23 protein-coding genes are annotated in these 23,707 nt (G+C 69.3%); 12 read left to right on the top strand and 11 right to left on the bottom strand.

Annotation, left to right across the window (positions count from 1 at the left end; genetic code table 11):
* Positions 1-49 precede the first annotated feature (49 nt).
* The 5 genes from HCA44_RS02455 to HCA44_RS02475 form a co-directional block, all read right to left on the bottom strand.
* The gene (locus tag HCA44_RS02455) at positions 50-916 is read right to left on the bottom strand and encodes an SDR family NAD(P)-dependent oxidoreductase (RefSeq protein WP_169646962.1); all 867 of its coding nucleotides are present in this window, start codon (positions 914-916) and stop codon (positions 50-52) included.
* Between the two features lie 140 nt (positions 917-1,056).
* Positions 1,057-2,193, bottom strand: a complete 1,137-nt coding sequence (locus HCA44_RS02460; RefSeq protein WP_169646963.1) for an NADH:flavin oxidoreductase — start codon at positions 2,191-2,193, stop codon at positions 1,057-1,059.
* 14 nt (positions 2,194-2,207) lie between these two features.
* A complete protein-coding gene (locus HCA44_RS02465) occupies positions 2,208-3,128 on the bottom strand; it encodes a 3-oxoacyl-ACP reductase (protein WP_169646964.1) in 921 nt (306 codons plus the stop codon).
* A 107-nt stretch (positions 3,129-3,235) separates the two neighbouring features.
* Complete coding sequence (locus HCA44_RS02470) at positions 3,236-3,730, bottom strand: nuclear transport factor 2 family protein (protein ID WP_346764543.1); 495 nt, start codon at positions 3,728-3,730, stop codon at positions 3,236-3,238.
* Between the two features lie 63 nt (positions 3,731-3,793).
* The gene (locus tag HCA44_RS02475) at positions 3,794-4,663 is read right to left on the bottom strand and encodes a TIGR03619 family F420-dependent LLM class oxidoreductase (protein ID WP_169646965.1); all 870 of its coding nucleotides are present in this window, start codon (positions 4,661-4,663) and stop codon (positions 3,794-3,796) included.
* Positions 4,664-4,933: 270 nt separating this feature from the next.
* Between HCA44_RS02475 and HCA44_RS02480 the strand changes: the two genes are divergently transcribed.
* On the top strand, positions 4,934-5,818 hold the full coding sequence (locus tag HCA44_RS02480) for an IclR family transcriptional regulator (RefSeq protein ID WP_169646966.1): 885 nt from the start codon (positions 4,934-4,936) through the stop codon (positions 5,816-5,818).
* Between the two features lie 16 nt (positions 5,819-5,834).
* Here HCA44_RS02480 and HCA44_RS02485 read toward each other — a convergent pair whose 3' ends face one another.
* A complete protein-coding gene (locus tag HCA44_RS02485; RefSeq protein ID WP_169647331.1) occupies positions 5,835-6,287 on the bottom strand; it encodes a flavin reductase family protein in 453 nt (150 codons plus the stop codon).
* A gap of 298 nt (positions 6,288-6,585) precedes the next feature.
* Here HCA44_RS02485 and HCA44_RS02490 point away from each other — a divergent pair, with 298 nt between their 5' ends.
* The 3 genes from HCA44_RS02490 (at position 6,586) to HCA44_RS02500 (ending at position 9,657) form a co-directional block, all read left to right on the top strand.
* Entirely contained in the window at positions 6,586-7,461 is an 876-nt protein-coding gene (locus HCA44_RS02490; protein WP_169646967.1) for an alpha/beta fold hydrolase, read from the top strand.
* 64 nt (positions 7,462-7,525) lie between these two features.
* The gene (locus tag HCA44_RS02495; protein WP_169646968.1) at positions 7,526-8,698 is read left to right on the top strand and encodes a hydroxylase; all 1,173 of its coding nucleotides are present in this window, start codon (positions 7,526-7,528) and stop codon (positions 8,696-8,698) included.
* 41 nt (positions 8,699-8,739) lie between these two features.
* Positions 8,740-9,657: a VOC family protein gene (locus HCA44_RS02500; RefSeq protein ID WP_169646969.1), complete on the top strand. Its 918-nt coding sequence runs from the start codon at positions 8,740-8,742 to the stop codon at positions 9,655-9,657.
* A gap of 37 nt (positions 9,658-9,694) precedes the next feature.
* Here HCA44_RS02500 and HCA44_RS02505 read toward each other — a convergent pair whose 3' ends face one another.
* The 4 genes from HCA44_RS02505 to HCA44_RS02520 all read right to left on the bottom strand — a co-directional run bounded on the left by HCA44_RS02505 (position 9,695) and on the right by HCA44_RS02520 (position 12,728).
* Entirely contained in the window at positions 9,695-10,306 is a 612-nt protein-coding gene (locus HCA44_RS02505; RefSeq protein ID WP_169646970.1) for a hypothetical protein, read from the bottom strand.
* A gap of 172 nt (positions 10,307-10,478) precedes the next feature.
* A complete protein-coding gene (locus HCA44_RS02510) occupies positions 10,479-11,267 on the bottom strand; it encodes an SDR family NAD(P)-dependent oxidoreductase (protein ID WP_169646971.1) in 789 nt (262 codons plus the stop codon).
* 47 nt (positions 11,268-11,314) lie between these two features.
* The gene (locus HCA44_RS02515; protein ID WP_169646972.1) at positions 11,315-11,569 is read right to left on the bottom strand and encodes a hypothetical protein; all 255 of its coding nucleotides are present in this window, start codon (positions 11,567-11,569) and stop codon (positions 11,315-11,317) included.
* Positions 11,547-12,728 carry a 3-ketosteroid-9-alpha-hydroxylase subunit A gene (locus tag HCA44_RS02520; RefSeq protein WP_169646973.1) on the bottom strand — a complete coding sequence of 394 codons (1,182 nt, stop codon included), beginning with the start codon at positions 12,726-12,728 and terminating at the stop codon, positions 11,547-11,549. Before HCA44_RS02520 ends, HCA44_RS02515 begins: the two co-directional genes overlap by 23 nt.
* Positions 12,729-13,020: 292 nt before the next feature.
* On the opposite strand from HCA44_RS02520, the gene hsaA reads away from it, so the two are divergent.
* The 8 genes from hsaA to HCA44_RS02560 all read left to right on the top strand — a co-directional run bounded on the left by hsaA (position 13,021) and on the right by HCA44_RS02560 (position 21,748).
* Positions 13,021-14,256 carry a 3-hydroxy-9,10-secoandrosta-1,3,5(10)-triene-9,17-dione monooxygenase oxygenase subunit gene (gene hsaA, locus HCA44_RS02525; RefSeq protein WP_169646974.1) on the top strand — a complete coding sequence of 412 codons (1,236 nt, stop codon included), beginning with the start codon at positions 13,021-13,023 and terminating at the stop codon, positions 14,254-14,256.
* A gap of 179 nt (positions 14,257-14,435) precedes the next feature.
* On the top strand, positions 14,436-15,044 hold the full coding sequence (locus tag HCA44_RS02530; RefSeq protein WP_169646975.1) for a TetR family transcriptional regulator: 609 nt from the start codon (positions 14,436-14,438) through the stop codon (positions 15,042-15,044).
* A 73-nt stretch (positions 15,045-15,117) separates the two neighbouring features.
* Positions 15,118-16,281, top strand: a complete 1,164-nt coding sequence (locus tag HCA44_RS02535; RefSeq protein WP_169646976.1) for a steroid 3-ketoacyl-CoA thiolase — start codon at positions 15,118-15,120, stop codon at positions 16,279-16,281.
* A gap of 16 nt (positions 16,282-16,297) precedes the next feature.
* A complete protein-coding gene (locus HCA44_RS02540) occupies positions 16,298-18,487 on the top strand; it encodes an acyl-CoA dehydrogenase (protein ID WP_169646977.1) in 2,190 nt (729 codons plus the stop codon).
* Positions 18,488-18,527: 40 nt separating this feature from the next.
* A complete protein-coding gene (locus HCA44_RS02545) occupies positions 18,528-19,400 on the top strand; it encodes a MaoC/PaaZ C-terminal domain-containing protein (protein WP_169646978.1) in 873 nt (290 codons plus the stop codon).
* 17 nt (positions 19,401-19,417) lie between these two features.
* Entirely contained in the window at positions 19,418-20,062 is a 645-nt protein-coding gene (locus HCA44_RS02550) for a PaaI family thioesterase (protein WP_346764574.1), read from the top strand.
* Positions 20,063-20,144: 82 nt separating this feature from the next.
* Entirely contained in the window at positions 20,145-20,954 is an 810-nt protein-coding gene (locus HCA44_RS02555; RefSeq protein ID WP_169646980.1) for a mycofactocin-coupled SDR family oxidoreductase, read from the top strand.
* Positions 20,951-21,748, top strand: a complete 798-nt coding sequence (locus tag HCA44_RS02560; RefSeq protein WP_346764544.1) for an SDR family oxidoreductase — start codon at positions 20,951-20,953, stop codon at positions 21,746-21,748. Before HCA44_RS02555 ends, HCA44_RS02560 begins: the two co-directional genes overlap by 4 nt.
* Positions 21,749-21,858: 110 nt before the next feature.
* Here the strand turns inward: HCA44_RS02560 and HCA44_RS02565 are convergent, their stop codons facing one another.
* On the bottom strand, positions 21,859-23,520 hold the full coding sequence (locus HCA44_RS02565; RefSeq protein ID WP_169646981.1) for a class I adenylate-forming enzyme family protein: 1,662 nt from the start codon (positions 23,518-23,520) through the stop codon (positions 21,859-21,861).
* Positions 23,521-23,707: the final 187 nt, after the last annotated feature.

Here is a 23,707-nt window from a genome sequence, read left to right on the forward strand (position 1 = left end):
GCGATTGGTGCGGCAGGCGTTCTCGGCCGCGCGTTCACTCCACGTGTCCTCAATCCACGACAGCGTCGCTGAACGTCGGGGGATCACCGAGGAACGGACGGTGCGACGGGGGAGTGTTGCCGTCGACGTCGGTCACGCCGAGCTCGGCGGCGATCTCGGCGCCTACCAGCACCTGGCCGCTGCGCTTCGCCAGTTCGGGGTCGCGAGCGAGGGCGTCGACGACGCGGCCGGTGAACTCGGGTGTCTCGGCTGTCGCGGCGAGCCCTTCGTACGCACCCGGATTCGCGGCGAACGCGGCCATCGTGCGCTCGGTCTTGAGCAGGCCCATCCAGATCGACACGACGGCGACCCCGAACGGGCGGAAGTCGACGGCCATGTCGTGGGCCATCTTGTCGACCGCGGCCTTGCCCGCGCCGTACGCCGGGCCGTGCATGTAGCAGCTGCCGCCGAACGACGACGTGTTGACCACGAGCCCCTCACCGTTGGCGGCGAGCAGCGGGCCCGCGTGGTAGGTCGCGACGTAGGTCGAACGCATCCCGACGTCGAACAGGTCGACGAGCGAGAGCGGCTTCTCCCAGAACGGCCCCTTCGCGGTGAGCGCGTCGGGCACCGTGAGGACGTTGTTGACGAGTATGTCCAAGCGGCCCCCGTTCTCGTCGGCGACCTGCTCGAACAGGGCGCGCACCTGCTCGTCGTCGGAGTGGTCGACCACGACCGGGATTCCGGTGCCGCCGCGCCTGGTGATCTCGTCGGCGGTCGCGTAGACGGTGCCCGGTAGTGGCGACTCGCCCTCGGTGCGCGTGCGCCCGGTGACGTACACCTTGGCTCCGGTGGCGCCCAGTGCCAGCGCGATGCCCTTGCCCGCACCGCGGCTTGCGCCGGTGACGACGACCACCCGATCCGACTTCAGCCCCATGATGTGCTCCGTCCTCGTTGCCGCGACACGTGGCCGGGCCGGCCACGTGTCGCGACAGTAGGGAGTTCGGGCGCGACACGCTCACGGCTCGTCCCGCTGGACGGGAACCGCGGCGTGTCGGGGCTCGGGCGATCGGCAGTTCAGGTGAGCGTGGCCTCGTGCACCGCGCGGTCGAACACCGGCAGTGGAGCGCCCGCCCGAAGCGTCGACGCGATCGCCGGATCCGCCAGGTGCAGGCGCCCGATCGCGATGAGATCGAATTCGTCTGCCGCGAGACGGCTTTCGAGCTCGCCGATGTTGTCGAGGGTGGGGGCGGCTCCGGTCGCCCTGCTCTCGCGCAGGGACTTGCCGATGCCGACGCTGCCGACCGCGCAGGTGACCGCGCCGGTGAGCTTCTTCGCCCATCCGGCGAGACCGAGCGGGCTGCCGTCGAATACCGGGAGGTCGAAGCGGCGACTGCTCGCGTCGAGCACGTCGACACCCGCGTCGACCAGCGCGCCGAGGACGGTCCCGAGGTCGTCGGGAGTGTCCGCGAGTCGCGCCTGGTAGTCCTGCTGCTTGTGCTGCGAGAAGCGGAAGACGATCGGCAGGTCCGGCCCGATCGCGTCGCGGACCGCCCGCACCACCGCGACGGGGAACCGGGTTCGCCGCTCGAGGTCGCCGCCCCAGTCGTCGTCGCGCCGATTCGTGCTCTCCCACAGGAAGGCGTCGAGCAGGTAACCGTGTCCGCCGTGCAGCGCGACACCGTCGCATCCCGCGTCGGCGGCGAGGCGCGCGCCGCGCGCGAACGCGTCGACGACGTCCGCGATGTCCTGCTCCGTCATCGCCTCCGTCGGCACGAGCGCACGCTCGACATAGCGATCCGGGTACGACGTGACACCCGGCTCGCCCCACAGCCCCGACGGGCGCATCGGCACGAGCATCGGGTCGACGCGGCTCATCGCGCCCCACAGCGGCCCGACGTGCCACAGCTGGGGGACGATCCGCCCGCCCCCGGCGTGCACCTCGTCGACGACGCGCCGCCAGCCCGCGAGCGCGTCGTCACCGTGCATCCGAGGCACGTTCGGGTTGTCGACGGCCACCGGGTGGTCGATCGCGACGCCCTCGGTGACCACGAGGCCGGTGCCGCCCTCGGCGCGCCGCCGGTAGTAGGCAGCGACGTCCGCACCGGGAACCCCGCCGGGCGAGTGCGAGCGTGTCATGGGTGACATGACGATGCGGTTCGGCAGCGTCAGCGATCGCACCGCGAGCGGGCGGAACAGGGGCGAGTCGGACATGGTGTGCGAGAGGGTCATTCGCCGAGGGCCAGGGCAGGCTTCTCGAGCTCCGCGATCGAGTACGCGGAGTAGGTCTCGTACTGGCCCCGGCCCGAGAAGTAGCTCGTGAGCTGCTGATCGAGTTCGGCGGCGCTGAACTCGTCGCCCGCGGCGTCGAATCGGTTCTCGACCTGCGGGGCCGCCATCAGCGCGACCATCTTGCCGTACACCACGAACACCTGACCGGTGATCTCGTCGGACGCGGGCGACGCGAGGTAGCGCACGAGAGTGCCGACCCGCTCGGGCGCAAGCGGGTCGAGGCCCGTGGTGGTGGCCTCGGCGAAGGTCGCCTCGGTCATCGCGGTCCGGGCACGCGGGCAGATCGCATTGGCGCGCACGCCGTATCGCGACAGGCCCTGCGAAGTCGAGAGGGTGAGGGCGGTGATGCCTGCCTTCGCGGCCGAGTAGTTCGGTTGCCCCGCCGAACCGAACAGGAACGCCTCGGACGACGTGTTGATCACTCGGCCGAAGACCGGCCCGCCCGCCTTCTTGCTCTCGCCGCGCCAGTAGGTTGCGGCCGCACGGGACGTCGCCGCGTGCCCCTTGAGATGCACGCGGATGACGTCGTCCCAGTCGGATTCGCTGAGATTGAAGATCATCTTGTCGCGCAGGATCCCCGCATTGTTGACGAGAATGTCGAAGCTGCCGAAGTTCTCGACCGCGGTCGACACGAGCCGGTCGCCGAGCGACCAGTCCGACACGTCGCCGGTGACCGCGACGGCCTGCCCGCCCGCGGCCTTGATCTCGTCGACGACGTCGTGCGCCGCGGCGCCCATGTCGTTGACGACGACGGCGGCGCCCGCGTCGGCGAGAGCGAGCGCTTCCGCGCGGCCGAGGCCGGCCCCTGCGCCCGTCACGACGGCGGCCCGGCCGGCGAGGTTCAGCGAATCGTCCATGCTGTGCTCCTGATTCGAGTGGGAACGAGATTTCGTGCAGTCAAGCGCGGGCGGGCCACTCGTGTCTCGTCCGGTCCCACTGATCGAACCTGCCCGGCGTCGTGGTGCTACGCGCGAACGCCCGCGGCGAGCAGTTCACGCGCTTCGGCGCGGCCGTCGAGCAGGCGCGCGGTCCGTCGCGTCACCTTCCACTCGCCGTCGATCCTGACCAGCTCCCACCGGCTGGCGGTGACCCGGCGCACGTCGAAGCCGCCGGTCTCGGCGTTGTGGATGATCAACTGAGACTTGCCCGTCGCCACCGCGGTGTCGCCGTCGACGAGGATGTGCCCGGGCTCGAGCACGTGCCCGCATCCGCCGCCGATCCAGTTCTGGTGCGCCGCGGACTGCACCATCGCGACGATCTGGTCGTGCCCGCGCATCACACCGGTGTCGACGTCGTAGACGCCGTCCTCGGTCCACAGGCGCGCGACGGCTTCGGCGGAGCCGCTGTCGACGGCCGGCCCGTATGCGGTCATCAGCTGGGAGATGGCGATCGTGTCCTCGAGGGCCGTGACGCGTGCGGCGAGGGACTGGACGAGGTCGTCGGTGCTCGTACTGGTCACTGAAGTGCTCCTGATCTGTGATTCGGATGTCGAGTGCTGGGCGGTTCGGGGTGCAGGCACGGATCAGTGGTCGCCGAACGCGCTGCCGTGTTCGGTCGCGAGGTCGCGCAGGCTGTGCAGCTGATCCGTGTAGTGCTCGGCGGACTCGGCGTGCACGCTCGCCTTGACGATCGTCGCGCCGAGCGCGCGCAGTCGGTCGAGTGCCCGATGAACGCGATCGGGATCGCCGGTCGGATCGAGGTTCGCGGAGAGGACGACGTCGAAGCCGGTGGGCAGTGCGGCCCCGCCGAGCATCGTCGTCAGCTCGTCCGTGCGTAGTCCGAAGGGCACCCAGCCGTCGCCGTGTTCGACGGCGCGCCGCAGCGAGCGCTTCGTGCGGCCGCCGACCCACACGGGCACGTGCGTGCGTGGTGCGTGCGGTTCGACGACCATGTCGTCGAATTCGAAAAATGTTCCGTGATAGGACGGTTCGCGACGTCCGAGCGCGCGGCGCAGTGCCGCGAGGGCGTCGTCGGCGCGTGCCCCCCGGTCGTCGAAGGGCGCGCCAAGGAGGTCGAACTCCTCGCGCAGCGTTCCGACGCCGACGCCGAGCACGGTGCGTCCGCCGCTGAGGACGTCGAGGGTGCCGTAGCTCTTCGCGAGTGCGAGCGGGTGGTGGTAGCCGAGCACGACGACGAGCGTCGCGAGGCGGATCCTGTCGGTCGCCGCCGCGAGATAGGAGAGCGTCGCGAGTGGATCCCAGTACGTGCCGCCGCGCTCGGACGCGACATGCGCGGGGATCGCGACGTGCTCGCTGCACGTGAGGTGGTGGTAGCCGAGTCGGTCGGCGGTGGCCGCGATCGTACGGAGTTCGGCGGGCCCGGCCGACCGTTCCCACTCCGCGCACGTCTGTGGGTGCGCGGTGACGATCGGAGTGTTGATCCCGATGCGCATGCCTGCTCCCTTCGCCGCGGCGTCGTGCGGCTGTGTCGTCGTGTCGAGCGTGGCGGTGCAGCTCGGTATCGCTTTCGTGTCCCGTGCCTCGTGTCTAGTGAGGCGGCGTCGCCCGCGCGGCGGCGCTCCCGGTGACCGGAATCCGCCCGGTGCGTGGGAGCGGCGCCGCGAAGACCGCGTTTACCAGGCGTGTAACCCACTTCACAACTCGCGTGGGCGGCGCTACTCTGTCACAAGAATTCATTTCAGTTTTGTGATGCGGAGGCTCCCATGACCGTCGTCGACACCGAGACGCGCGCACCGGAGAAGCGTGAGCTGCCTGCTTCGATGGTGGAAAGGATGACGCTCATCCTCGACGCCTTCGAAGGACGCACCGCGCGGCTCACCCTGGAGGAAGTGGCCTGCCGCTCGGGGCTCCCGCGCTCGACCGTGCACCGCATCCTCGACCAGCTCGTCCGGCTCGAATGGATCGAGCACGCGTCCTTCGGCTACTGCCTCGGCCGCCGCTCACTGGGGCTCGCAGGCGACGTCAACGGGCACTCGCAGATCCGCGCGGCCGCCGCCCCCGTGCTGCACGAGCTGCACATGCAGACCGGAATGGTCGTGCACCTGTCGGTGCTCGACGGCAGCCACTCGGTCTACCTCGACAAGATCGGCGGCCGACTCGCGTCGGTCCTCCCGTCGCGCGTCGGCGGCCGGGCCCCGGCGCACGCCACCGCAGGCGGCAAGGCGATGCTGGCGTGGCTCGATCCCGAGCGCGTGGACACCACCTTCAGCGGCAGGCTCGCCAAGTCCACCGACCGCACGATCGGCGAACTCGGCACCTTGCATCAGGAGCTCGGCCGCATCCGGCAGCGCCGCGGCTTGGCGTTCGAACGCGGCGAGGCCGTGCGCGGCGTCGCGTGCGTCGGGGTCGCGGTGCGTGGGCACGACGGTCCGGTCGCGTCGATCGCACTGTGCGGCGACGCCCGCACAGCGCAACTCGAACGTGTCGCGCCGCTCGTCGCCGACGGCGCACGTGAGGTGTCGGCCACGCTGTTCCCCGAGTTGGGCGCTCCCCGCAGACGCAGGCCTGCCGCCACCCCGGAGCGCGGGTCGTGGTCGCCGCAGGCGCTCGACCGCATGCTCGCGATGCCGTCGTCCGGCTGGCTGTGACAGCGTCGCGCCTGGTTCACTGCCCCAGCCCGAACTGCCCGCAGTAGAACACCATCGGCCGGTCGGGTTCCGCCGATTCCAACTCCAGCACACGCCCGATCACGATGTCGTGGTCACCGGCGGTGTGTACGGTCTCGACGTCGGCGTGCACCCGGAGCAGCACGTCCGGTAGCGAGGGCGTCGCCCACGCCGACTCGCACCAGTCGAGGTCGTCGAACCTGCGGCCGTGCCGCGACCCGAAGCGGGTGCACAGGTCGTCCTGCGTCTCCGCCAGTACGTTCACCGTGAACCGACCCGCTGCGCGGATCCGCGGCCACGAGCGACTCCTGCCGTCGGCGCAGAACAGGATCAGGGGTGGCTCGAGGGAGACCGACGCGAACGACTGGCACGTGAACCCGACGGGTTCGCCCGCGTGCAGTGCGGTCACGACGGTCACGCCGCTCGCGAACCGTCCCATCGCGCTTCGCATGTCCTGCGGTGTGGGCGCGAGTGCGTTCGCGCTGGTAGGTGTGCTCACCTTCGCTCCTCCTGTTCCCCGCGGCTGTCGGCTGTCGCCGTACCTGCCGTGCCGGTGTGAGCGACGCTAGGGACGCCTCGGTGGTGGCGCTGCGCGCCTCTCGGTCACCGGAAATCCACGGCGCACCCGGTGTGGAAACGGCCCCGTGCGCAGCACCGACGCCGCTGCGTGGCCGCCTGCCCGGTTCGGCGTCTCAGTGGCCGGGAATCCGGGTGTGGCCGGGCCGGGCACGCTGGCAGCGTGTCGGTTCATGACGACTGAGCTGAGCTACGAGGGCACGTTGAAGGAGTTGCCGACCGAACGCGGTGTCCTCCGCTATCACGAGGCCGGCGACGGCCCGCCGCTGCTGTTGTTGCACGGCTCGGGTCCCGGCGTCACCGGCTGGCGCAACTTCCGCGGCAACCTCGCGTTGTTCGCCGAACACTTCCGTACGTTCGTCCTCGAGTTCCCGGGCTTCGGCGTGAGCGACGATTTCGGCGGCCACCCGATGGCGACGGCACAGGATGCCGCGATCGCCTTCCTCGACGGCATGGGAATCGAAGACGTTGCCGTGGTGGGCAACTCGATGGGTGGCGGGATCGGTATCAACCTCGCGATCCATCATCCCGATCGCGTCAACAAGCTCGTCACGATCGGTGGCATCGGCAAGAACATCTTCAGCCCCGGCCCGGGCGAGGGCATCAACCTGTTGATGGAGTTCACCGACGATCCCACGCGCGAGCGCCTGATCGCATGGCTGCACTCGATGGTGTACGACCCCGCGATGGTGACCGAGGAACTCATCCAGGAGCGCTGGGAGCAGGCCACCGACCCGGAGACCCTCGAGAGCGCCCGGCGTATGTACAGCCGGAAGGCGTTCACCGCGAACATGAAGGCCGCGCTCGCGGCGGACGTGACGCCCGCGTGGGCGCAGATGCACAAGATCAAGGCGCCGGTGCTCCTCACATGGGGCCGCGACGATCGCGTGAGCCCGCTCGACATGGCGCTCATCCCGATGCGCACGATCCCGAAGGCCGAGTTGCACGTGTTCCCGAACTGCGGGCACTGGGCGATGATCGAGCAGAAGACCGCGTTCGAGAGCGCCGTCCTCGCCTTCCTCCTCCGTAAAGAGGGCGCCGAGCGGTGAACCCGCTGTCCCCGTGAACGGGGACCCGCAACATCAGTTTTTCCAGCAGAGAGATGAGTACACAATGGGCGAGGTTCTGGACAGGATCGAGCAGTACGCAGACGAGATCCGTGAGGGCGGCATCGAGGGCGAGAAGCTCATGCGCCTGTCGGACGCGAACGCCAAGCGGTTGCGTGACGCAGGCGTCATCCGGATGCTGCAGCCGAAGGAGTTCGGCGGTCTCGAGGCGCACCCGCGCGAGTTCGCCGAGACCGCAATGGGCATCGGCGCCATCGACGGCTCCACCGGTTGGGTCTCCGGCATCGTCGGCGTCCACCCGTGGGAGATGGCGTTCTTCGACCCGAAGGCACAGCAGGAAGTCTGGGGCGAGGACGTCGACACCTGGATCGCGTCGCCCTATGCACCCATGGGCATGGCGGTCCCCGTCGACGGTGGGTACATCCTCAACGGCCGGTGGTCGTTCTCGACCGGAAACGATCACTGCGAGTGGGTGATGATCGGCGCGGCGGTCGGCGACAAGGACGGCAAGCGCACCGGCAAGATCCTGCACGTGCTGGTCCCGAAGTCCGACTACACCGTCGACCACGACAGCTGGAATGTCGTCGGCCTGCGCGGCACCGGATCGAAGGACTTCGTGGTCAAGGACGCCTTCCTGCCCGAGTACCGCACGATCGACGCCGACATCGTCCTGCAGGGTCAGGGCGCCGCACACGCCGGCCGCGACGAGACGCTGTACAAGTTCCCGTTCTCCTGCATCTTCCCGCTCGGTATCTCGTCCTCGCTGATCGGCATGTGCGAGGGCGGCCTCGGCTTGTACATCGCGATGCAGAAGGAGCGTGTCGCGGTCACCGGCATCCCGATCAAGGACGATCCGTACGTCATGTACGCCATCGGTCAGGCCGCCGACGAGATCAACGCGTCGCGGGTTGCGATCCTCGAGACCGTCGATCGCTTCTGGGACAAGACCGAGAAGGGCGAGACGATCACCTTCGAGGAGCGTGCGATCGGTCGCCGCACCCAGACCAATGCCGCGTGGCGCGCCGTCAGCGCTCTCGACGAGGTCTTCGCCCGCGCCGGTGGTGGTGCGATGAAGGTGACGCTGCCGCTGCAGCGTTTCTGGCGTGACGCACATGTCGGCCTGTCGCACGCGATCCACGTGCCCGGCTCGATCAACCATGCCTCGGCGCTGACCCAGCTCGGTGGTGAGCCTCAGGGCATCCACCGCTCCATGATCTGACCCCCGGCAGATCTGACTCTCGAAAAGGATTGGTACGGAACATGACCGACATCCGATCTCTCGGATACCTCAGGGTGCAGTCCCAGGATCTGCCGCGCTGGCGGGAACTGGCCGTCGACGGGCTCGGCATGGCCGTCGGCACCGGGCCGGAAGAGGACGGCCTGTACCTCCGGGTCGACGAGCGCACCTCGCGTCTGCAGGTGCTGCCCGGAGACGTCGACAAGGTGCTCGCCGTCGGCTGGGAGGTGCGAGACCAGTTCGCTCTGCACGCCGTACGCGAGCAGGTCGAGAAGGCCGGCCTCGAGGTCCGTGAGTTCACTCTCGAAGAGGCCGACTACCGGAGCTTCGAGCGGGGCATCACCTTCGCCGACCCGTCCGGCACCGCCGTCGAGGTGTTCTTCGGACCCGTCCTCGACCACAGCCCTGTCGTCACCCCGCACGGTGGCCGGTTCGTCACCGGTGCAGGCGGTTTCGGGCACGTCGTGCTGCCGACTCCGCTCTTCCAGGAGACCTACGACTTCTACACCGAGGTGCTCGGGTTCCTGCCGCGCGGCGCGATCCGTCTCGGCGGGCCGGGTTCCCCTGGCCCTGCGCGGCGGGTGCGATTCCTCGGCGTCAACCAGAGGCATCACAGCCTGGCGATCTGCCCGGCGCCGCCCACCGAGGCGCCCGGCATGGTGCACCTGATGATGGAGGTCGACACGCTCGACGCGGTCGGGCAGGCGCTGGACCGGATCGGCAAGCTCGGCTTCTCGTTGTCGTCGACGCTGGGGCGGCACACGAACGACAAGATGGTGTCGTTCTACGTCCGCGCCCCCGGCGGCTGGGACATCGAGTTCGGCACGGAGGGAATGCTCGTCGACGAGAGCCATTACACGGCCGAGGAGATCACCGCCGACAGCTACTGGGGACACGACTGGTCCGGATCGGAACCGCTCGCGGCGTTCTCGCCGAAGTGACCCCCACCCGCTGAAGAGCGCGCGCCGACGCCGGCCGTCACCCCGTGACGGCCGGCGTCGGCGTGTTCAGACGCACCGGCAGCCGCACGATCGTGTGCCTTTGCTCAGGCGGCGTGCGACGCAGGTCGCCGAGATGGATCTCGTGCAGGCCCCCGTTCGGCGCGAGGCGCTTGGCGGGCAGGTAGTCGTCGTACAGCTGCTCGACGAGCGTGCCGATCTCGCCCGGTGGGCCGACGTGCAGGATCTGCACCGAGCGGCCCTCGCGCATGCTGCGCATCCGCACGTCGGCGAGCCACGGGTTCTTCCGGCGCCCGTCGGCGATGCGGGTGGCGTCCGCGAGCATCGCGGGCGTGATCCACGCGGGCTGCGAGATCATGAGGGTCCACCGCGCGTCGGCTGCCGAGTCCCGGTGCACCACCTCGAGCGGGGCGACCTCGAAGTCTCTGCTCAGATACGCGCGGCTGCCCTGGCGCACGGTGTGGCATGCGCGGTACAGCGCGGTCACCGCGTCGTGGTAGTCCTGCGAGTCGGCGTCCGCGTTGCCGTCGACGACGGCGAACCGCATGAGCGGCACGTCGATCTGTACGAAATGAGACCGCGGCGCCGTGTACAGGTAGCTGCACTGGTGGGTCAGGTCGTACTTGATCATGGGTCCTCCCGACTTGTTTCCGCCGGAAACTCCATTGTGAGTCGGTTCGGTGGCCCATGTGAGGCAATTCGGCCCGGCGCGTCGGCCTGGCTGTGGCGCCGTGACTCCGGCGAGCAGACAGCCCCGCGGCCGGCGATCGGCAGCGGGGCTGTCTGCTGTGACGAGGGGGTGGTCAGCGGCTCATCAGCGCACGCATCCCCGCGGCCGCCGCGCGGACCTTCTCGGCACGCGGGAAGTCGTTGCGCTTGCGGACCGCATCGTAGTTGCCGCCTGCGACCCACAGCGGGCCGTCGGTGATGTGCTCGAGACCCTCGCGCGCGACGTCGGCGGGTTCGGCGACGAGCATCCCGGGAATGTCGAAGTTGAGGCCGGCACGCTCCATCGCGGGCGTGCGGGTGACCCCGAGCACGAGCTCGACGACGTCGACGCCGTGCGGTTCCAGCTCGAGCCACAGGCTCTCCGCGAAGATGCGGCTGAACGCCTTCGATGCCGAGTACAGGCTCTGCTGCTCGGCGCCCATGAAGCCCGACATCGACCCGAGCAGGATGATCCCGCCGCGACCACGCTCACGCATGAGCGCGCCGTAATGGTGCGACAGTTCGAGCTGCTTGACGACGTTGAGTTCGAGAACGCCGCGGAAGCCCTCCATGTCGCCGGTCACGAATTCGTGGCCGTAGCTGTTGGCGCCCGCGTTGAAGATCAGCAGGCCGACCTCGACGTCGTCGGTGACGGCGCGGATCCGGTCGAGTGCGTCGGCGTCGAGCAGATCGAGCGAGAGTGTGCGGACCTCGACGCCGTGCGCGCGGACGCTCTCGGCGGTGTCCTCGAGCGGACCGGGCTTGCGTGCGATCAGCACGAGATTGAAGCCGGCGCGGGCGAGTTCGTCGGCGAAACACGCACCGACACCCTCGGATCCTCCCGCGACGACCGCCCACGGGCCGTACTTGTCCAGGTCGAGCATTCGATTCCTTTCGCGTTCTGCGTGCGGGGTCGTTCCGGTCGTGCCGGTCACGGCGCCACGATCGGGGTGGGGACGGGCGTGTCGTCCAGGATGGTCAGCGAGCCGTCGCGCGCCGCGGCCTCGACGGTCGCGGTGAGCGCCGGGCAGCCCGGGTGCGGCGCTTCGGGACGTCCCGCGTGTGCGTCGCGGACGTAATGGCATGCGGTGCGCGCCGCGTCGTCCCACTGCACCGACGTGTGTTCCCAGCTGTTCTTGCCGACGAGCACCCGCGCGGCACACTCAGTGCACTGCAGTGGCTGCACTCTCGGCCTCCGTGGTGCGTGCGGTTGCCGAATCGGCATTCCTGGCGGCCATGTTGGCCTCCACTTCCTTCTTCCACGACTCGATCGGACGCGTCGTGTCGAGTTCGAACTCGAACCGGTCGGTCATCTCGGGTGTGACGTCCTCGACGTCGACGTAGAACTGCTCGTACCACCGGCGCAGCTGGTAGACGGGGCCGTCCTCCTCGCACAGCAGGGGGTTCTCGATACGCGTCTTGTTCTTCCAGATCTCGATGTCCTGTTCGAAGCCACGCGCGATGAAATCGCCGAACTTGCGGGCGGTCTCGAGGGCCGAGTCGCCGAGCTGCGGCGACTTCTTGACGATGATGCCGTACATCAGCACGAACTTGTTCTCGTTGACGGGGTAGTGGCAGTTGAGCAGCACCGACTCGATGTCGTAGCCCTCGTACTTGTACACGAGATCGTCGATCATGAACGACGGCCCGAAATACGAGGCCTCCGAGGTGTTTCCGAGCATCTTGGGGCCGTCGGTCGCAGTGGGCCGCATGTCCCCGCGGGCCTCGCCGTTCATGAACTGCGTCGCGACGTGGCCTTCGAAGACGTTCTTGAAGTAGGTGGGGAAGGAGTAGTGCACGTAGAAGAAGTGCGCCATGTCCACCACATTGTCGATGATTTCGCGGCAGTTGGTGTCGACCTCGGTGGTGTACCACACCCAGTCGGTCCACTCGTCGCTCAGCGCCCCCTCGATGCGCGGGATCGTGACGTCCTCGGGCGGAGGATTGCCCTGCGGGTCGTTCCACACGAACAGCATCCCGTCCTGCTGCAGGGTGTGCCATTTCCGGGTCCGGGCGAGCGGCGGGACGCGGCGCGCGTACGGGATCGACGTGCACCGGCCGTTGCCGCCCCAGCGCCAGTCGTGGAACGGGCACGCGACGGAATCGCCCTTGACGGTGCCCTGGCTCAGGTCGCCGCCCATGTGCCGGCAGTACGCGTCGAGGATCGAGATCTTGCCCTGCGAGTCCGCGAAGACCACCAGCTTGGTGCCGAACGCGTGCACCGAGTGCGGCTTGCCGTCGGAGAAGTCCTTCGCGAGACCGAGGCAGTGCCATCCGCGGGCGAAACGCGTGGGTGCCGATCCTGTTTCGATCTCCCTGATCTGGTCGGTGTCCTGTGCACTCACGGCGACCGTCCTTTCTGTCGAGCACGCTGGTGGGTCTGCAGCGGGGCTGGATGTGCGGCGAGCGGATGCCCGTCGCCGGTGCGGCACGCTGCGTGCGCAGTCGTGGCACCGAAGGCAGTGACCAGGACGCTAGGAGCCTGTCCGCGCTGCGGCGTCCGGCGTCCCAGTAGTCGGGACCGTCCGGTGGTCGATCTCCCGACCACCGAGATGTGCGCGCGAGGCGGTACGTCGCGGCCCTACCGTGCAGGGCGCGGGGAGCACACCGGTCGGGGGAGAGTGAGGAGCGAACTCGATGTCCAGTGCCGTACACGCCAGCACCGCGCGTGGCAGCAGCGCCGCGGTACGCGAGGTGGGCAGCCCGGAACGTAATACGGTCCTCGACGCCGTGCGGCCGCACCTGCCGTCGATCGGCGAACGCGCCCGCAAGGTGGACGAGTCCCGGCGCATCCCGTCCGCGACGATGCGTGAGCTCGGGCGCGCAGGGGTGTTCCGGATGCTGCAACCCGCGCGCTTCGGCGGCGCCGAAGCCCATCCGGCGCAGTTCTACGAGGTCGTGCGCGCCATCGCTGCGGAGTGCGGTTCGACCGGGTGGGTCACGTCGATCCTCGGGATCCACCCGTGGCATGTCGGCCTGTTCGACGAGCACGCCCAGCGTGAAGTGTGGGGCGAGGATGCCGACACCCGCATCTGCTCGTCCTACGCACCGGTCGGCACGCTCGTGCCGGTCGACGACGGATACGAGCTGAGCGGACGCTGGATGTTCGCGTCGGGCTGCGACTACGCGTCGTGGGCGCTGCTCGGCGCGATGGTCCTCGGCGCCGAGGGCAGGCCCGTCGACTTCATGACGGTGCTCGTCCCCAAGGCCGACTACCGGGTTCACGACGTCTGGGACGTCGTGGGTATGCGCGGGACGGCGAGCAACGAGATCGTCGTGGCCGACGCCTTCGTGCCCGCGCACCGCGTGATCCGCAACTACGACACCGCACAGCTGACCGGACCGGGGCAGGCCGTCAATACCGGCCCGCTGTATCGGCTTCCGTTCGCGACGATGTTCACGACCGCGGTCGCGATGCCGATCCTCGGGGTGGTCTCGGGGTGCTACGAGCGGTATCTGCGCGCCATGCGTGAGCGCACGCGGCTGAGCCTCGGTGGGGGCAGATTCGTCGAGGACCCGTTCGCGCAGGCCGCCGTCGCGCGCGCATCGTCGGACATCGACGCGTCGCTGTTGCAGCTCGAACGCAATGTCGCTGCGTTGTGGGACCTCGCGCAGGCACGCGAACCGTTGCCGATGGCGTTGCGGTTGCGGGTGCGGCGCGACCAGGTCCTCGCGACCGAGCGCGCCCTGTCGGCGATCGACGTGCTCTTCCGGACGGCGGGCGGCACGTCGCTGGGCCGGGGCAATCCGATCGAACGGGCCTGGCGCGACGCCCATGCCGGTGCGACGCACGTCGCGAACGAACCGGACCGTGCGCTCGCCCTGTACGGCCGGGGCGCGTTCGGTCTGCCGATCGAGGACAACCTCGTCTGAGCGCGCCGTGCGCGAAACAGGCGTACCTGGACTCGCAAGGTGCTCACGGAGCGTGCCCGCTCGTGCTCACCGGGGGTGGGAATCCCGCTCACCGGAAGAAAAAGACCACGACAACGTCGAGATGACAGAATCGCCGAGTCGTCAGAATCGGTCTGTCGTCGACCGGAGGGGAGCGTCGGATGCCCAGAATCGCAACGGCGCGTGACGCGGCGGAGCCCAGCTCGCAGGAACAGCACGCGCGGCACGAGCGCATCCTCGACGCCGCCGCGCGCCTGGCCACCGAGACCGAGTTGCAACGCGTCCAGATGCACGAGGTCGCCAAGGAGGCCGGCGTCGCGATCGGTACCCTCTATCGCTACTTCCCGTCCAAGACCCACCTGTTCGTGGCGGTCATGGTCAACCAGATCGAGCAGATGTCGTACTCGCTCGTGCGGCATCCGGCGGCGGTCACCAGCGCGCAGGACGGCGTCTACGACATCCTGATGCGCGCCACCCGAGCCCTGCTGCGCAGGCCCGCGCTGTCGAACGCGATGATCCAGTCCACATCCGCCGCGAACGTCACGCTCGTTCCCGATGCGGGGCGCGTCGACGCACTGTTCCACCGGCTGCTGCTCGATGCCGCGCGCATCGAGCAGCCGACCGACGACGAGTCCACCGCGCTGCGCTTGCTCGTACGGCTGTGGTTCGGCGTCGTGCAGTCCTGCCTCAACGGGCGCGCCTCGGTCGCGGACGCCGAATCGGACATCCGTCGCGGGTGCGACCTGTTGCTGGTGGCCTTGGACCGCTGACGTGGGTGCCGAAGACGAGGCACACACCTGCGCCCAATACTGAAATCAATTCTATTTGTAAGGAGTCGAGCCCGTGGAGAACGTCGTCGTAGTAGGTGCGGCACGCACGGCCATCGGCCGTCGTCGTGGAGGACTGTCGGGGCTGCATCCCGCCGAACTCCTCGGCCGGCTGCAGGCAGGGCTGCTCGAACGCACCGGCGTCGCAGCCGAGGACATCGGGCAGGTCGTCGGAGGCTGCGTCACCCAGGCGGGCGAGCAGTCCAACAACGTGACGCGTCAGGCGTGGCTGCACGCAGGCCTGCCCCACACCACCGCCGCGACCACGATCGACTGCGCCTGCGGTTCGTCGCAGCAGGCCGTCCACGTCGTCGCGGGCCTCATCGCGTCCGGCCAGATCGACGCGGGTGTCGCGTGCGGCGTCGAGGCCATGAGCCGGGTGTTCCTCGGCCAAGCAGTCACCCCCGAGACGGGCAGCCCGTTCCCCGAGGACTGGTCGATCGACATGGGCGACCAGTTCACGTCCGCGCAGCGCATCGCCGACCTGCGCGGCATCAAGCGCGGCGACGTCGACGCATTCGGTCTCGAGTCGCAGCGCCGCGCCGCGACCGCATGGGCGGAGGGCCGCTTCGACCGCGAGATCGTGCCCGTCACGGCACCGGTCGTCACGAAGGAAGGCGAGCGCACCGGCGAATCGGCTGTGATCTCGCGCGACGAGGGCCTGCGTGAAACCACCGCCGAGGCCCTCGCAGGCCTGAAGCCGGTCATCGAGGGCCACATCCACACCGCGGGCAATTCGTCGCAGATCAGCGACGGCGCCGCGGGTGTCGTGCTGATGAGCGAGAGCCGTGCACGCGCACTCGGGCTACGTCCGCGCGCCCGCATCGTCGCCGCGGGCATGGTCGGCGCCGATCCGTACTACCACCTCGACGGTCCGATCGACGCGACCCGCAAGGTGCTCGCGGATTCGGGAATGTCGTTGTCGGACATCGACCTCGTCGAGATCAACGAAGCGTTCGCATCCGTCGCGCTGTCGTGGGCGCAGGTGCTCGGCGCCGATCTCGCGAAGGTCAACGTCAACGGCGGCGCCATCGCGCTCGGGCACCCCGTCGGTTCGACGGGCGCCCGGCTCGTCACGACGGCACTGCACGAACTCGAACGTAGCGACCGCAGCACCGCACTCGTGACGATGTGTGCGGGCGGGGCGCTGTCCACCGCAACGATCCTCGAGCGGATCTGAGACAGGAGACCGATCCATGACCATGGGATTGAGCGAAGAGCACCGCGACCTGCGCGACGCGGTGCGCGGGTGGTCCACGCGCACCGTCACCGACACGGTGCGCCGCCAGGCAGTCGAGGCCAAAGTCGAAGAGCTGCCACAGTTCTGGGGCTCGCTCGTCGAGCTCGGCGTGCTGGGCCTGCATCTGCCCGAGGAGGTCGGCGGGGCCGGCTACGGCCTGCCGGAACTCGCCGTCGTCGTCGAGGAACTCGGCCGCGGCCTCGTGCCCGGCCCGTTCCTGCCCACGGTGCTCGCAAGCACCGTGCTCGCCGAAAACGGGGGCGCGGCCGAGACCGTCGCCGCGCTCGCGTCCGGTACGAGCACGGCAGCGGTGTCGTTGTCGCCCGGGTCGCTGCGGTACGACGCGGCGACGGGCCTGCTGTCCGGGACGTCCGGTCACGCGCTCGGCGGCCAGATCGCCGACGTCTTCCTGCTCGCGGCGCACACCGCGGGGGAGGGCGACGACGCCGTCACGTACGTCCTCGTGCCGCGCGAGCGCCTCGAGGTCACCGATCTCGTGAGCCACGACGTCGTGCGCCGCAATGCGACGGTGTCGGCGGACGGAGCGGAACCGATCCTCGTACCGACGATGTCGGACGAGCGGGTGCGTGACCTCGCGGCGACGCTGTTCGCCGCCGAGGCGTCGGGCGTCGCCGACTGGGCGGTCACCACCGCTGCCGACTACGCCCGCGTGCGCAAGCAGTTCGGACGAGTCATCGGCCAGTTCCAGGGCGTCAAGCACAAGACGGCCCGCATGCTCGCGGCCGCAGAGCAGGCCAGGGTCACGGCGTGGGATGCCGCACGCGCCGCCACCTCCGCCGAGGCGGGCGAGGCGACACTCGCCGCCGCGGTGGCGGGTGCCGTGGCGCCGCAGGCCGCGTTCACCGTGGCGAAGGACGCGATCCAGGTGCTCGGCGGTATCGGCTACACGTGGGAGCACGACGCCCACCTGTACCTGCGCCGGGCGCAGACCCTGCGCATTCTGCTCGGCTCGACGGCCGGGTGGTACCGCCGCGTCGCGACCCTCACGATCGCCGGGCACCGCCGCGAACTCGGAGTCGAACTGCCGCCCGAGGCCGAGCAGATCCGCACCGGGATCCGCGCGGAGTTGGGGCCCGCGACGGACATGGCGGCCGACGAGGCCCGCCGGTATCTCGCCGAGAAGGGCTACACCGCACCACATCTGCCCGCCCCGTGGGGCAAGAGCGCCGACGCGGTGACTCAGCTCGTGGTCGCCGAGGAGTTGCGTGCTGCGGCGCTGCGCCCGCACGACATGATCATCGGCAACTGGGTCGTGCCCACCCTCATCGCCCACGGCAGCGACGCACAGCGCGAGCGCTTCGTGCCGCCGTCGCTGCGCGGCGACATCGTGTGGTGCCAGCTGTTCTCCGAGCCCGGCGCCGGGTCGGATCTCGCGGCACTCACGACGAAGGCCACCAAGGTCGACGGTGGGTGGAGACTGCAGGGACAGAAGGTGTGGACGTCGATGGCGCGCGACGCGGATTGGGGCATCTGCCTCGCCCGCACCGACGCGTCGGCGCCCAAACACAAGGGCCTGTCGTACTTCCTCGTCGACATGCGGGGCAGCGCGGGGCTCGACATCCGGCCACTGCGCGAGCTGACGGGCGAGTCGCTGTTCAACGAGATCTTCCTCGACGACGTGTTCGTGCCCGACGAGCTCCTCGTCGGAGAGCCCGGCGACGGGTGGAAACTCGCACGCACGACGCTCGCGAACGAGCGGGTGTCGCTGTCGAACGACTCGTCGCTCGGGTCGGGTGGCGAGGCGCTGCTCGACCTCGCCCGCGAACTCGGCGGCCTCGACGATGAACAGCGCACGACGCTCGGCAAGGTGCTGTGCGACGCGCAGTCGGGTGGGCTGATGGGGCTCCGTGCCACGCTCCGGTCGATCACTGGCGGCCAGCCCGGTGCGGAATCGTCCGTCGCGAAACTCCTCGGTGTCGAACACCTCCAGCAGGTGTGGGAGATCGCGACCGAGTGGGCGGGCGAGATGTCGTTGATCGGTGGCACCGAGCGGCCCCGCTCGCGCACCCACATGTTCCTCAACTCGCAGTGCATGTCGATCGCGGGTGGCACCACCAATGTGCAACTCAACATCATCGGCGAACGCCTGCTCGGCCTGCCGCGCGATCCCGAGCCCGGCCGGTGAGTTCCGCCGTGTTCGTGAAGCTCTCGAAAGGACGGTCGCTGTGACGATCGATCGTGACGCGGCGCTCGCCGCTCCGCCCACCCGGCGCGACATCTCGTGGACCGAACGGGACGTCATGCTCTACCAGCTCGGACTCGGGGCGGGCGCGTCGCCGCTCGATCCGGCCGAACTCGCGTGGGTGTACGAGAAGGACCTGAAGGTCCTCCCCACCTTCGCGATGGTGGCGGGACAGGGAATTTCGGCCGGCCATGCACCCGCGCCCGGGATGTCGATGCCGGGCATCGACATCGACCTGCGCCGGATCCTGCATGCGGGCCAGTCGCTCACGGTGCACGCGCCGATCCCGGCTGCCGGCGGCGCGGTGCTGTCCTCCCGGACCGCCGACGTGTGGGACAAGGGCAAGGCCGCCGTCGTCGTCCGGGAGACCGACGCGGTCGACCGCGAGACGGGGGAGCCGCTGTGGACCTCGCGCATGCAGATCTGGGCGCGCGGTGAAGGCGGATTCGGTGGGCCGGCCGGACCCGCCGACCCGCCGGCGGTTCCCGCTCGCGAACCGGACAAGGTTCTCGTGTCCGCCACGACGCCGTCACAGGCTCTGCTGTACCGGCTGAGCGCCGACATGAACCCGCTGCACGCGGACCCTCGGTTCGCGGCCGCAGCAGGATTCGACCGGCCGATCCTGCACGGCCTCGCGTCCTACGGTGTCGTGTGCCGCGCGGTCGTCGACGGGATCCTGGGCGGCGACCCGGGGCGCGTGTCCGAATACTCGGTGCGCTTCGCGGGCACGCTCGTGCCGGGCGAGTCGATCGAGACCGCGGTGTGGCAGGACGGCAGCACGCTCACCCTGGTCGCGACATGCCCCGAGCGGTCCGGCGCCCCGGTGCTCACCCACGCGCGCATGGAGACGGTGTGACGCCCGAGCACGGTGGCGTGGGCGAGCATCCCACCTTCCGCACGGCGGAGGCGCCACTCGTTCTCACGTCGCCGCGGTCGGACGCGCCCGTCGACCGGGCGACCGACGCGGCCCGTCGCGTCGTCGACGCGCTCCTGCGCACGGACCGCGCGAATGCCAATCTCGAACGTGTTGCCGAGGAACTCGACTCCATCGCCGCACACCTCGAAGAGCATGCGCCCGAAGTCGCCGATCGGCTCGTCGACATGTGGCGCGGAGAGGGCGTCACGCGGCACGACCCGGTGACCGGGCCCGAGAACGCCGTCGCGCCGCCGCTCGTCCTCGAAGGACTGGCGGACGGCACGGTGCGCGGCACCGTGACCCTCACGCTCGCGTACCAGGGTCCGCCCGGGTGCGTGCACGGCGGCGTCTCGGCACTCCTGCTCGACCACACGCTCGGCGTCGCCAACGCGTGGGCGGGCAGGGCAGGCATGACGGCGCAGCTGTCGACGCGATACCACCGCCCGACACCATTGTTCGAACCACTCGTGGTGTCGGGCAAGCTGATCTCGGTCGACGGGCGCAAGATCCGCACCGTCGGCGACATCACGACCGCAGCGGGCGAGCTGTGCGTGTCGGTCGAGGGCCTGTTCATCGACAAGGCTGTCCCCAGACCCCGATGACGAGCAGGATGCGTTCACGGACAAGGAATTACGTGCGTACAGGTTGATCCGAGCAAGTGTGTACCCGACCAGAGAGGTGGACATGCAGAAACGATTCGAGAACAAGGTTGCCTTCGTCACGGGGGCCGCGCGTGGTCAAGGCCGTTCGGCGGCGGTGAAGTTCGCGCAGGAGGGCGCCGACATCGTCGCGCTCGACATCTGCGAGGACTTCGCGTCGACGGCATACCAGGGCGCGACCGAAGACGACCTCGCAGAAACCGTGGCACTCGTGGAGAAGACCGGCCGGTCCATCGTCGCGCAACGCGCCGACGTGCGCGATTTCGATGCCGTGTCCGCCGTCGTCACTGCGGGACTCGAGCGGTTCGGCCGACTCGACATCGTGCTCGCGAATGCAGGGATCTGCAGCGCGGGGCTCTCGTGGGAGATCGGCCTCGAGCAGTGGCGCGAGACGATCGACGTCAACCTCACCGGCGTTTTCCACACCGCGAAGGCCACCGTGCCGCACCTGATCGAACAGGGCGAGGGCGGGTCGATCGTGTTCACCTCGTCGGTGTCCGGCATCAAGGGCACCCCGTTCACGAGTCACTACGCCGCGACCAAGCACGGCATCGTGGGTCTCGCCAAGTCGATGGCGAACGAACTCGGTGAACACCGCATTCGCGTCAACACGGTGCATCCGGCGGGCGTCGCGACCGGGATGCAGATGGTGGACATGCTGCCGCTGCTCGAGAAGTACGCGGCAACCTTGGCGCCGGTCTACATGAACGCCCTGCCCTACGGGATCATCGAAGCCGACGAGGTTGCCGACGTCGTGGCGTGGGTGTGCTCGGACGAAGCGAAATACATCACCGGCGCGCAGATCCCGATCGATATCGGGAACACGATCCGGTGACCGCCGCCGGTCGCCTCGCGGGCAGGGTCGCCCTCGTCACCGGGGCGGGCATGGGCGTCGGACGCGGTATCGCCGAGGCGTTCGCGCGCGACGGCGGCACCGTCCTGGTCGCGGAGGTCGACGAGGACGCGGGCGCGGACACCGTGCGGGTGCTCCGCGAGACCTGGGGCGTCGACGCGGAGTTCGTGCGCACCGACGTCACCAGCCGCGACGACGTGATCGGTGCGGTCGACGCGGCGGTCGAACGGTTCGGGCGGCTGGACGTACTCGTCAACAACGCGTGGCGCGGCTCCGGTTACGCGCGATTCGAGAACATGACCGACGCGCAGCTCACCGGCGCGTTCGACATGGCCGTCATGGCGGCATTCTGGGCGATGCAGCGTGCCGAGCCCGAGTTGGCCCGGCACGGTACCGGCCGGGTGATCAGCTTGTGCAGCCTCAACGGCGTCAACGCGCACATGTACTCGGTGCAGTACAACGCCGCGAAGGAAGCACTGCGCACGCTCACCCGCACTGCGGCACGCGAGTGGGCACCGAAGGGCATCTGCTGCAATGTGATCTGCCCGGGTGCGCAGAGTGCGGCCTACCATCGGGTCGCGGAGGCCAACCCGGCGAACGCGGCGGCGATGGCGGCCGCCAACCCGATGGGACGTATCGGGGACCCGCTCGACGACATCGGTCCGGTCGCGGCGTTCCTCGCGAGCGACGACTCGCGCTATCTCACGGGCAACACGCTGTTCGTCGACGGCGGCGCCCACATCAACGGCGTTCCGTGGGCGCCGGACGTGGACTGAGACCGGGACGCGGGCCGAACGTCACAAGGACCGGGCCGCAGGCCGAAATCGGACCGGGCCGCAGACCGAAATCGGGGCCGGGTGCGCTGCACCCGGCCCCGATTTCGCGTTCACAGCTCGATCTGCCGACGGATCATCTTGCCCGTCGCATTGCGCGGCAACAGCTCACGGGTGAGCCGCCAGCGCGTCGGAATCTTGAAGTAGGACAGGCGTTCCTTCGCGAACGAGTGCAACTCGTCCTCGGTGACGTCGGCGCCGTCCTTGACCACCACGACGGCCGCGACCTCCTGGCCGAACTCCTCGTTCGGCGCACCGATCACGGCGCACTCGGCAACGGCGGGATGCTCGTCGAGAGTCTGCTCGATCTCGGTGGGATAGATGTTCTCGCCGCCGCGCAGGATCAGGTCCGAGCGACGACCCGTCAGGCGAAGCCTGCCGTTCTCGACGACACCGTAGTCGCCCGTGCGCAGCCACCTGCCCTTGTCGATGGCGCTCTTCGTCGCAGCGTCGTCGTTCCAGTACCCGAGCATCACGAACGGGCTGCGCACGCATACCTCGCCCTCTTCCCCGTCGGGCAGCCACTCGCCCGCGGGATCGCGGATCTCGAGGCTCACGGTGATGATCGGCTTGCCGAGCGTGCCGGGGAAATGCTCGAGCTCGGGGCCGGCCGCCGCCGCGATCGCGGTGCTGCACTCGGTGAGTCCGTAGCTGTCGACGAGAGCCTCGCGCGCGAACGCGAACTTGTCCTTGAGCCGTTCCTTGAACGCCGTCGACGACGGCGCCGACGCGAGCGCGAAGGCACTGAGCGACGACAGGTCGTAGCGGTCGACGTCGGGATGCTCGAGCAGGCGCGCGGCCATGGTGGGCACCGCGCCCCAGTTGGTGATGTGCTCGCGTTCGATCAGGCCGAGCACGGTGTCCGCGTCGAATGCGCCCTCGTTGACGATCACGGCGCTGCCGGTCGCGAGCCGCGGCACGACCAGGTTGTGCAGGCTCGCGATGTGGAAGAGCGGCGACGTCAGCAGGTAGCGCAGCGGACTCGGCTCGGACGGGTCGTACTCGCGTCCGGTGAACGAGGCTCCCAGGGCATCGTTGAACTTGTGGTAGTCGACGACGGCCATCAGGTTGCGGTGCGAGTGCAGCGCGCCCTTCGGTCGTCCACTGGTGCCGCTGGTGTAGAGGATCGTCGACGGGTCGTCCTCGTCGATCTGCACCTGGGGCAGGGGCGACCCCGCGAACTCGGCGACGAGAGCCGGCAGGTCGTGTTCCATCGTGAGAACCGGTACGTCCGTACCTGTTTCGGCGAGGATCTGCGCGCGCTTGGCGTCGGCGACGACGACAGTCGGTGTGGAGTGTTCGAGCGCGTACTGCACCTCGCGCGGCACCCACCAGCCGTTGAGTCCGACTGCGATCGCGCCCAGTGTCTGCGCCGCGAAGAACGTCGACACCCACTCGGGGGTGTTCGCGGCGAGGATCGCGACGCGATCGCCCTTGCCGACGTCGTACCGTTCGCGCAGCGCGGTCGCGAGCGCCGCGACCTGGTCGTGGTGCTCGCGGAAGGAGACCCGCCGGTCGGTCGTCACGAGGTAGTCGCGATCGCCCCACCTGAGTGAGTCCGCGACGAGCTCGCCCACCGCACGGCCGCGATTGCGCATCACCGGCATCCGGGCACCGAGGACGTCCTCTTCGACGATCTCGAACGGCCCGCCCGGGCCGGTGAGCGTGCTCACCACGTGTTCGAGGAACAACTGGGGGTCTGTGGGGGCACTCATGCTGGGCCTTTCCCTCGAAGTGTGATCCGGCACAACTTCTCACGCAGAATCGAGGTGTCGACGTGACCTACCACTCACCGGGACTTGTGGGATTCGCGTCTGCGCAGCGTCGTTAGCGTTGCTCGCGAACTTGCCCCGGCCACAAGGGATCGCCGACGACGGGCATCGACGACACGGAGGTAGCGCA

This window comes from Rhodococcus sp. HNM0569 (assembly GCF_012726205.1).
GTDB lineage: Bacteria > Actinomycetota > Actinomycetes > Mycobacteriales > Mycobacteriaceae > Rhodococcus_F.

Coding starts and splice junctions, on each gene's coding strand:
- HCA44_RS02485 (WP_169647331.1), bottom strand. CDS start 6,287: ATGCGAAGCGCGATGGGACGGTTCGCGAGCGGCGTGACCGTCGTGACC.
- HCA44_RS02505 (WP_169646970.1), bottom strand. CDS start 10,306: ATGATCAAGTACGACCTGACCCACCAGTGCAGCTACCTGTACACGGCG.
- HCA44_RS02510 (WP_169646971.1), bottom strand. CDS start 11,267: ATGCTCGACCTGGACAAGTACGGCCCGTGGGCGGTCGTCGCGGGAGGA.
- HCA44_RS02490 (WP_169646967.1), top strand. CDS start 6,586: ATGACGACTGAGCTGAGCTACGAGGGCACGTTGAAGGAGTTGCCGACC.
- HCA44_RS02460 (WP_169646963.1), bottom strand. CDS start 2,193: ATGTCCGACTCGCCCCTGTTCCGCCCGCTCGCGGTGCGATCGCTGACG.
- HCA44_RS02455 (WP_169646962.1), bottom strand. CDS start 916: ATGGGGCTGAAGTCGGATCGGGTGGTCGTCGTCACCGGCGCAAGCCGC.
- HCA44_RS02540 (WP_169646977.1), top strand. CDS start 16,298: ATGACCATGGGATTGAGCGAAGAGCACCGCGACCTGCGCGACGCGGTG.
- HCA44_RS02500 (WP_169646969.1), top strand. CDS start 8,740: ATGACCGACATCCGATCTCTCGGATACCTCAGGGTGCAGTCCCAGGAT.
- hsaA (WP_169646974.1), top strand. CDS start 13,021: ATGTCCAGTGCCGTACACGCCAGCACCGCGCGTGGCAGCAGCGCCGCG.
- HCA44_RS02530 (WP_169646975.1), top strand. CDS start 14,436: ATGCCCAGAATCGCAACGGCGCGTGACGCGGCGGAGCCCAGCTCGCAG.
- HCA44_RS02480 (WP_169646966.1), top strand. CDS start 4,934: ATGACCGTCGTCGACACCGAGACGCGCGCACCGGAGAAGCGTGAGCTG.
- HCA44_RS02565 (WP_169646981.1), bottom strand. CDS start 23,520: ATGAGTGCCCCCACAGACCCCCAGTTGTTCCTCGAACACGTGGTGAGC.
- HCA44_RS02555 (WP_169646980.1), top strand. CDS start 20,145: ATGCAGAAACGATTCGAGAACAAGGTTGCCTTCGTCACGGGGGCCGCG.
- HCA44_RS02465 (WP_169646964.1), bottom strand. CDS start 3,128: ATGGACGATTCGCTGAACCTCGCCGGCCGGGCCGCCGTCGTGACGGGC.
- HCA44_RS02495 (WP_169646968.1), top strand. CDS start 7,526: ATGGGCGAGGTTCTGGACAGGATCGAGCAGTACGCAGACGAGATCCGT.
- HCA44_RS02475 (WP_169646965.1), bottom strand. CDS start 4,663: ATGCGCATCGGGATCAACACTCCGATCGTCACCGCGCACCCACAGACG.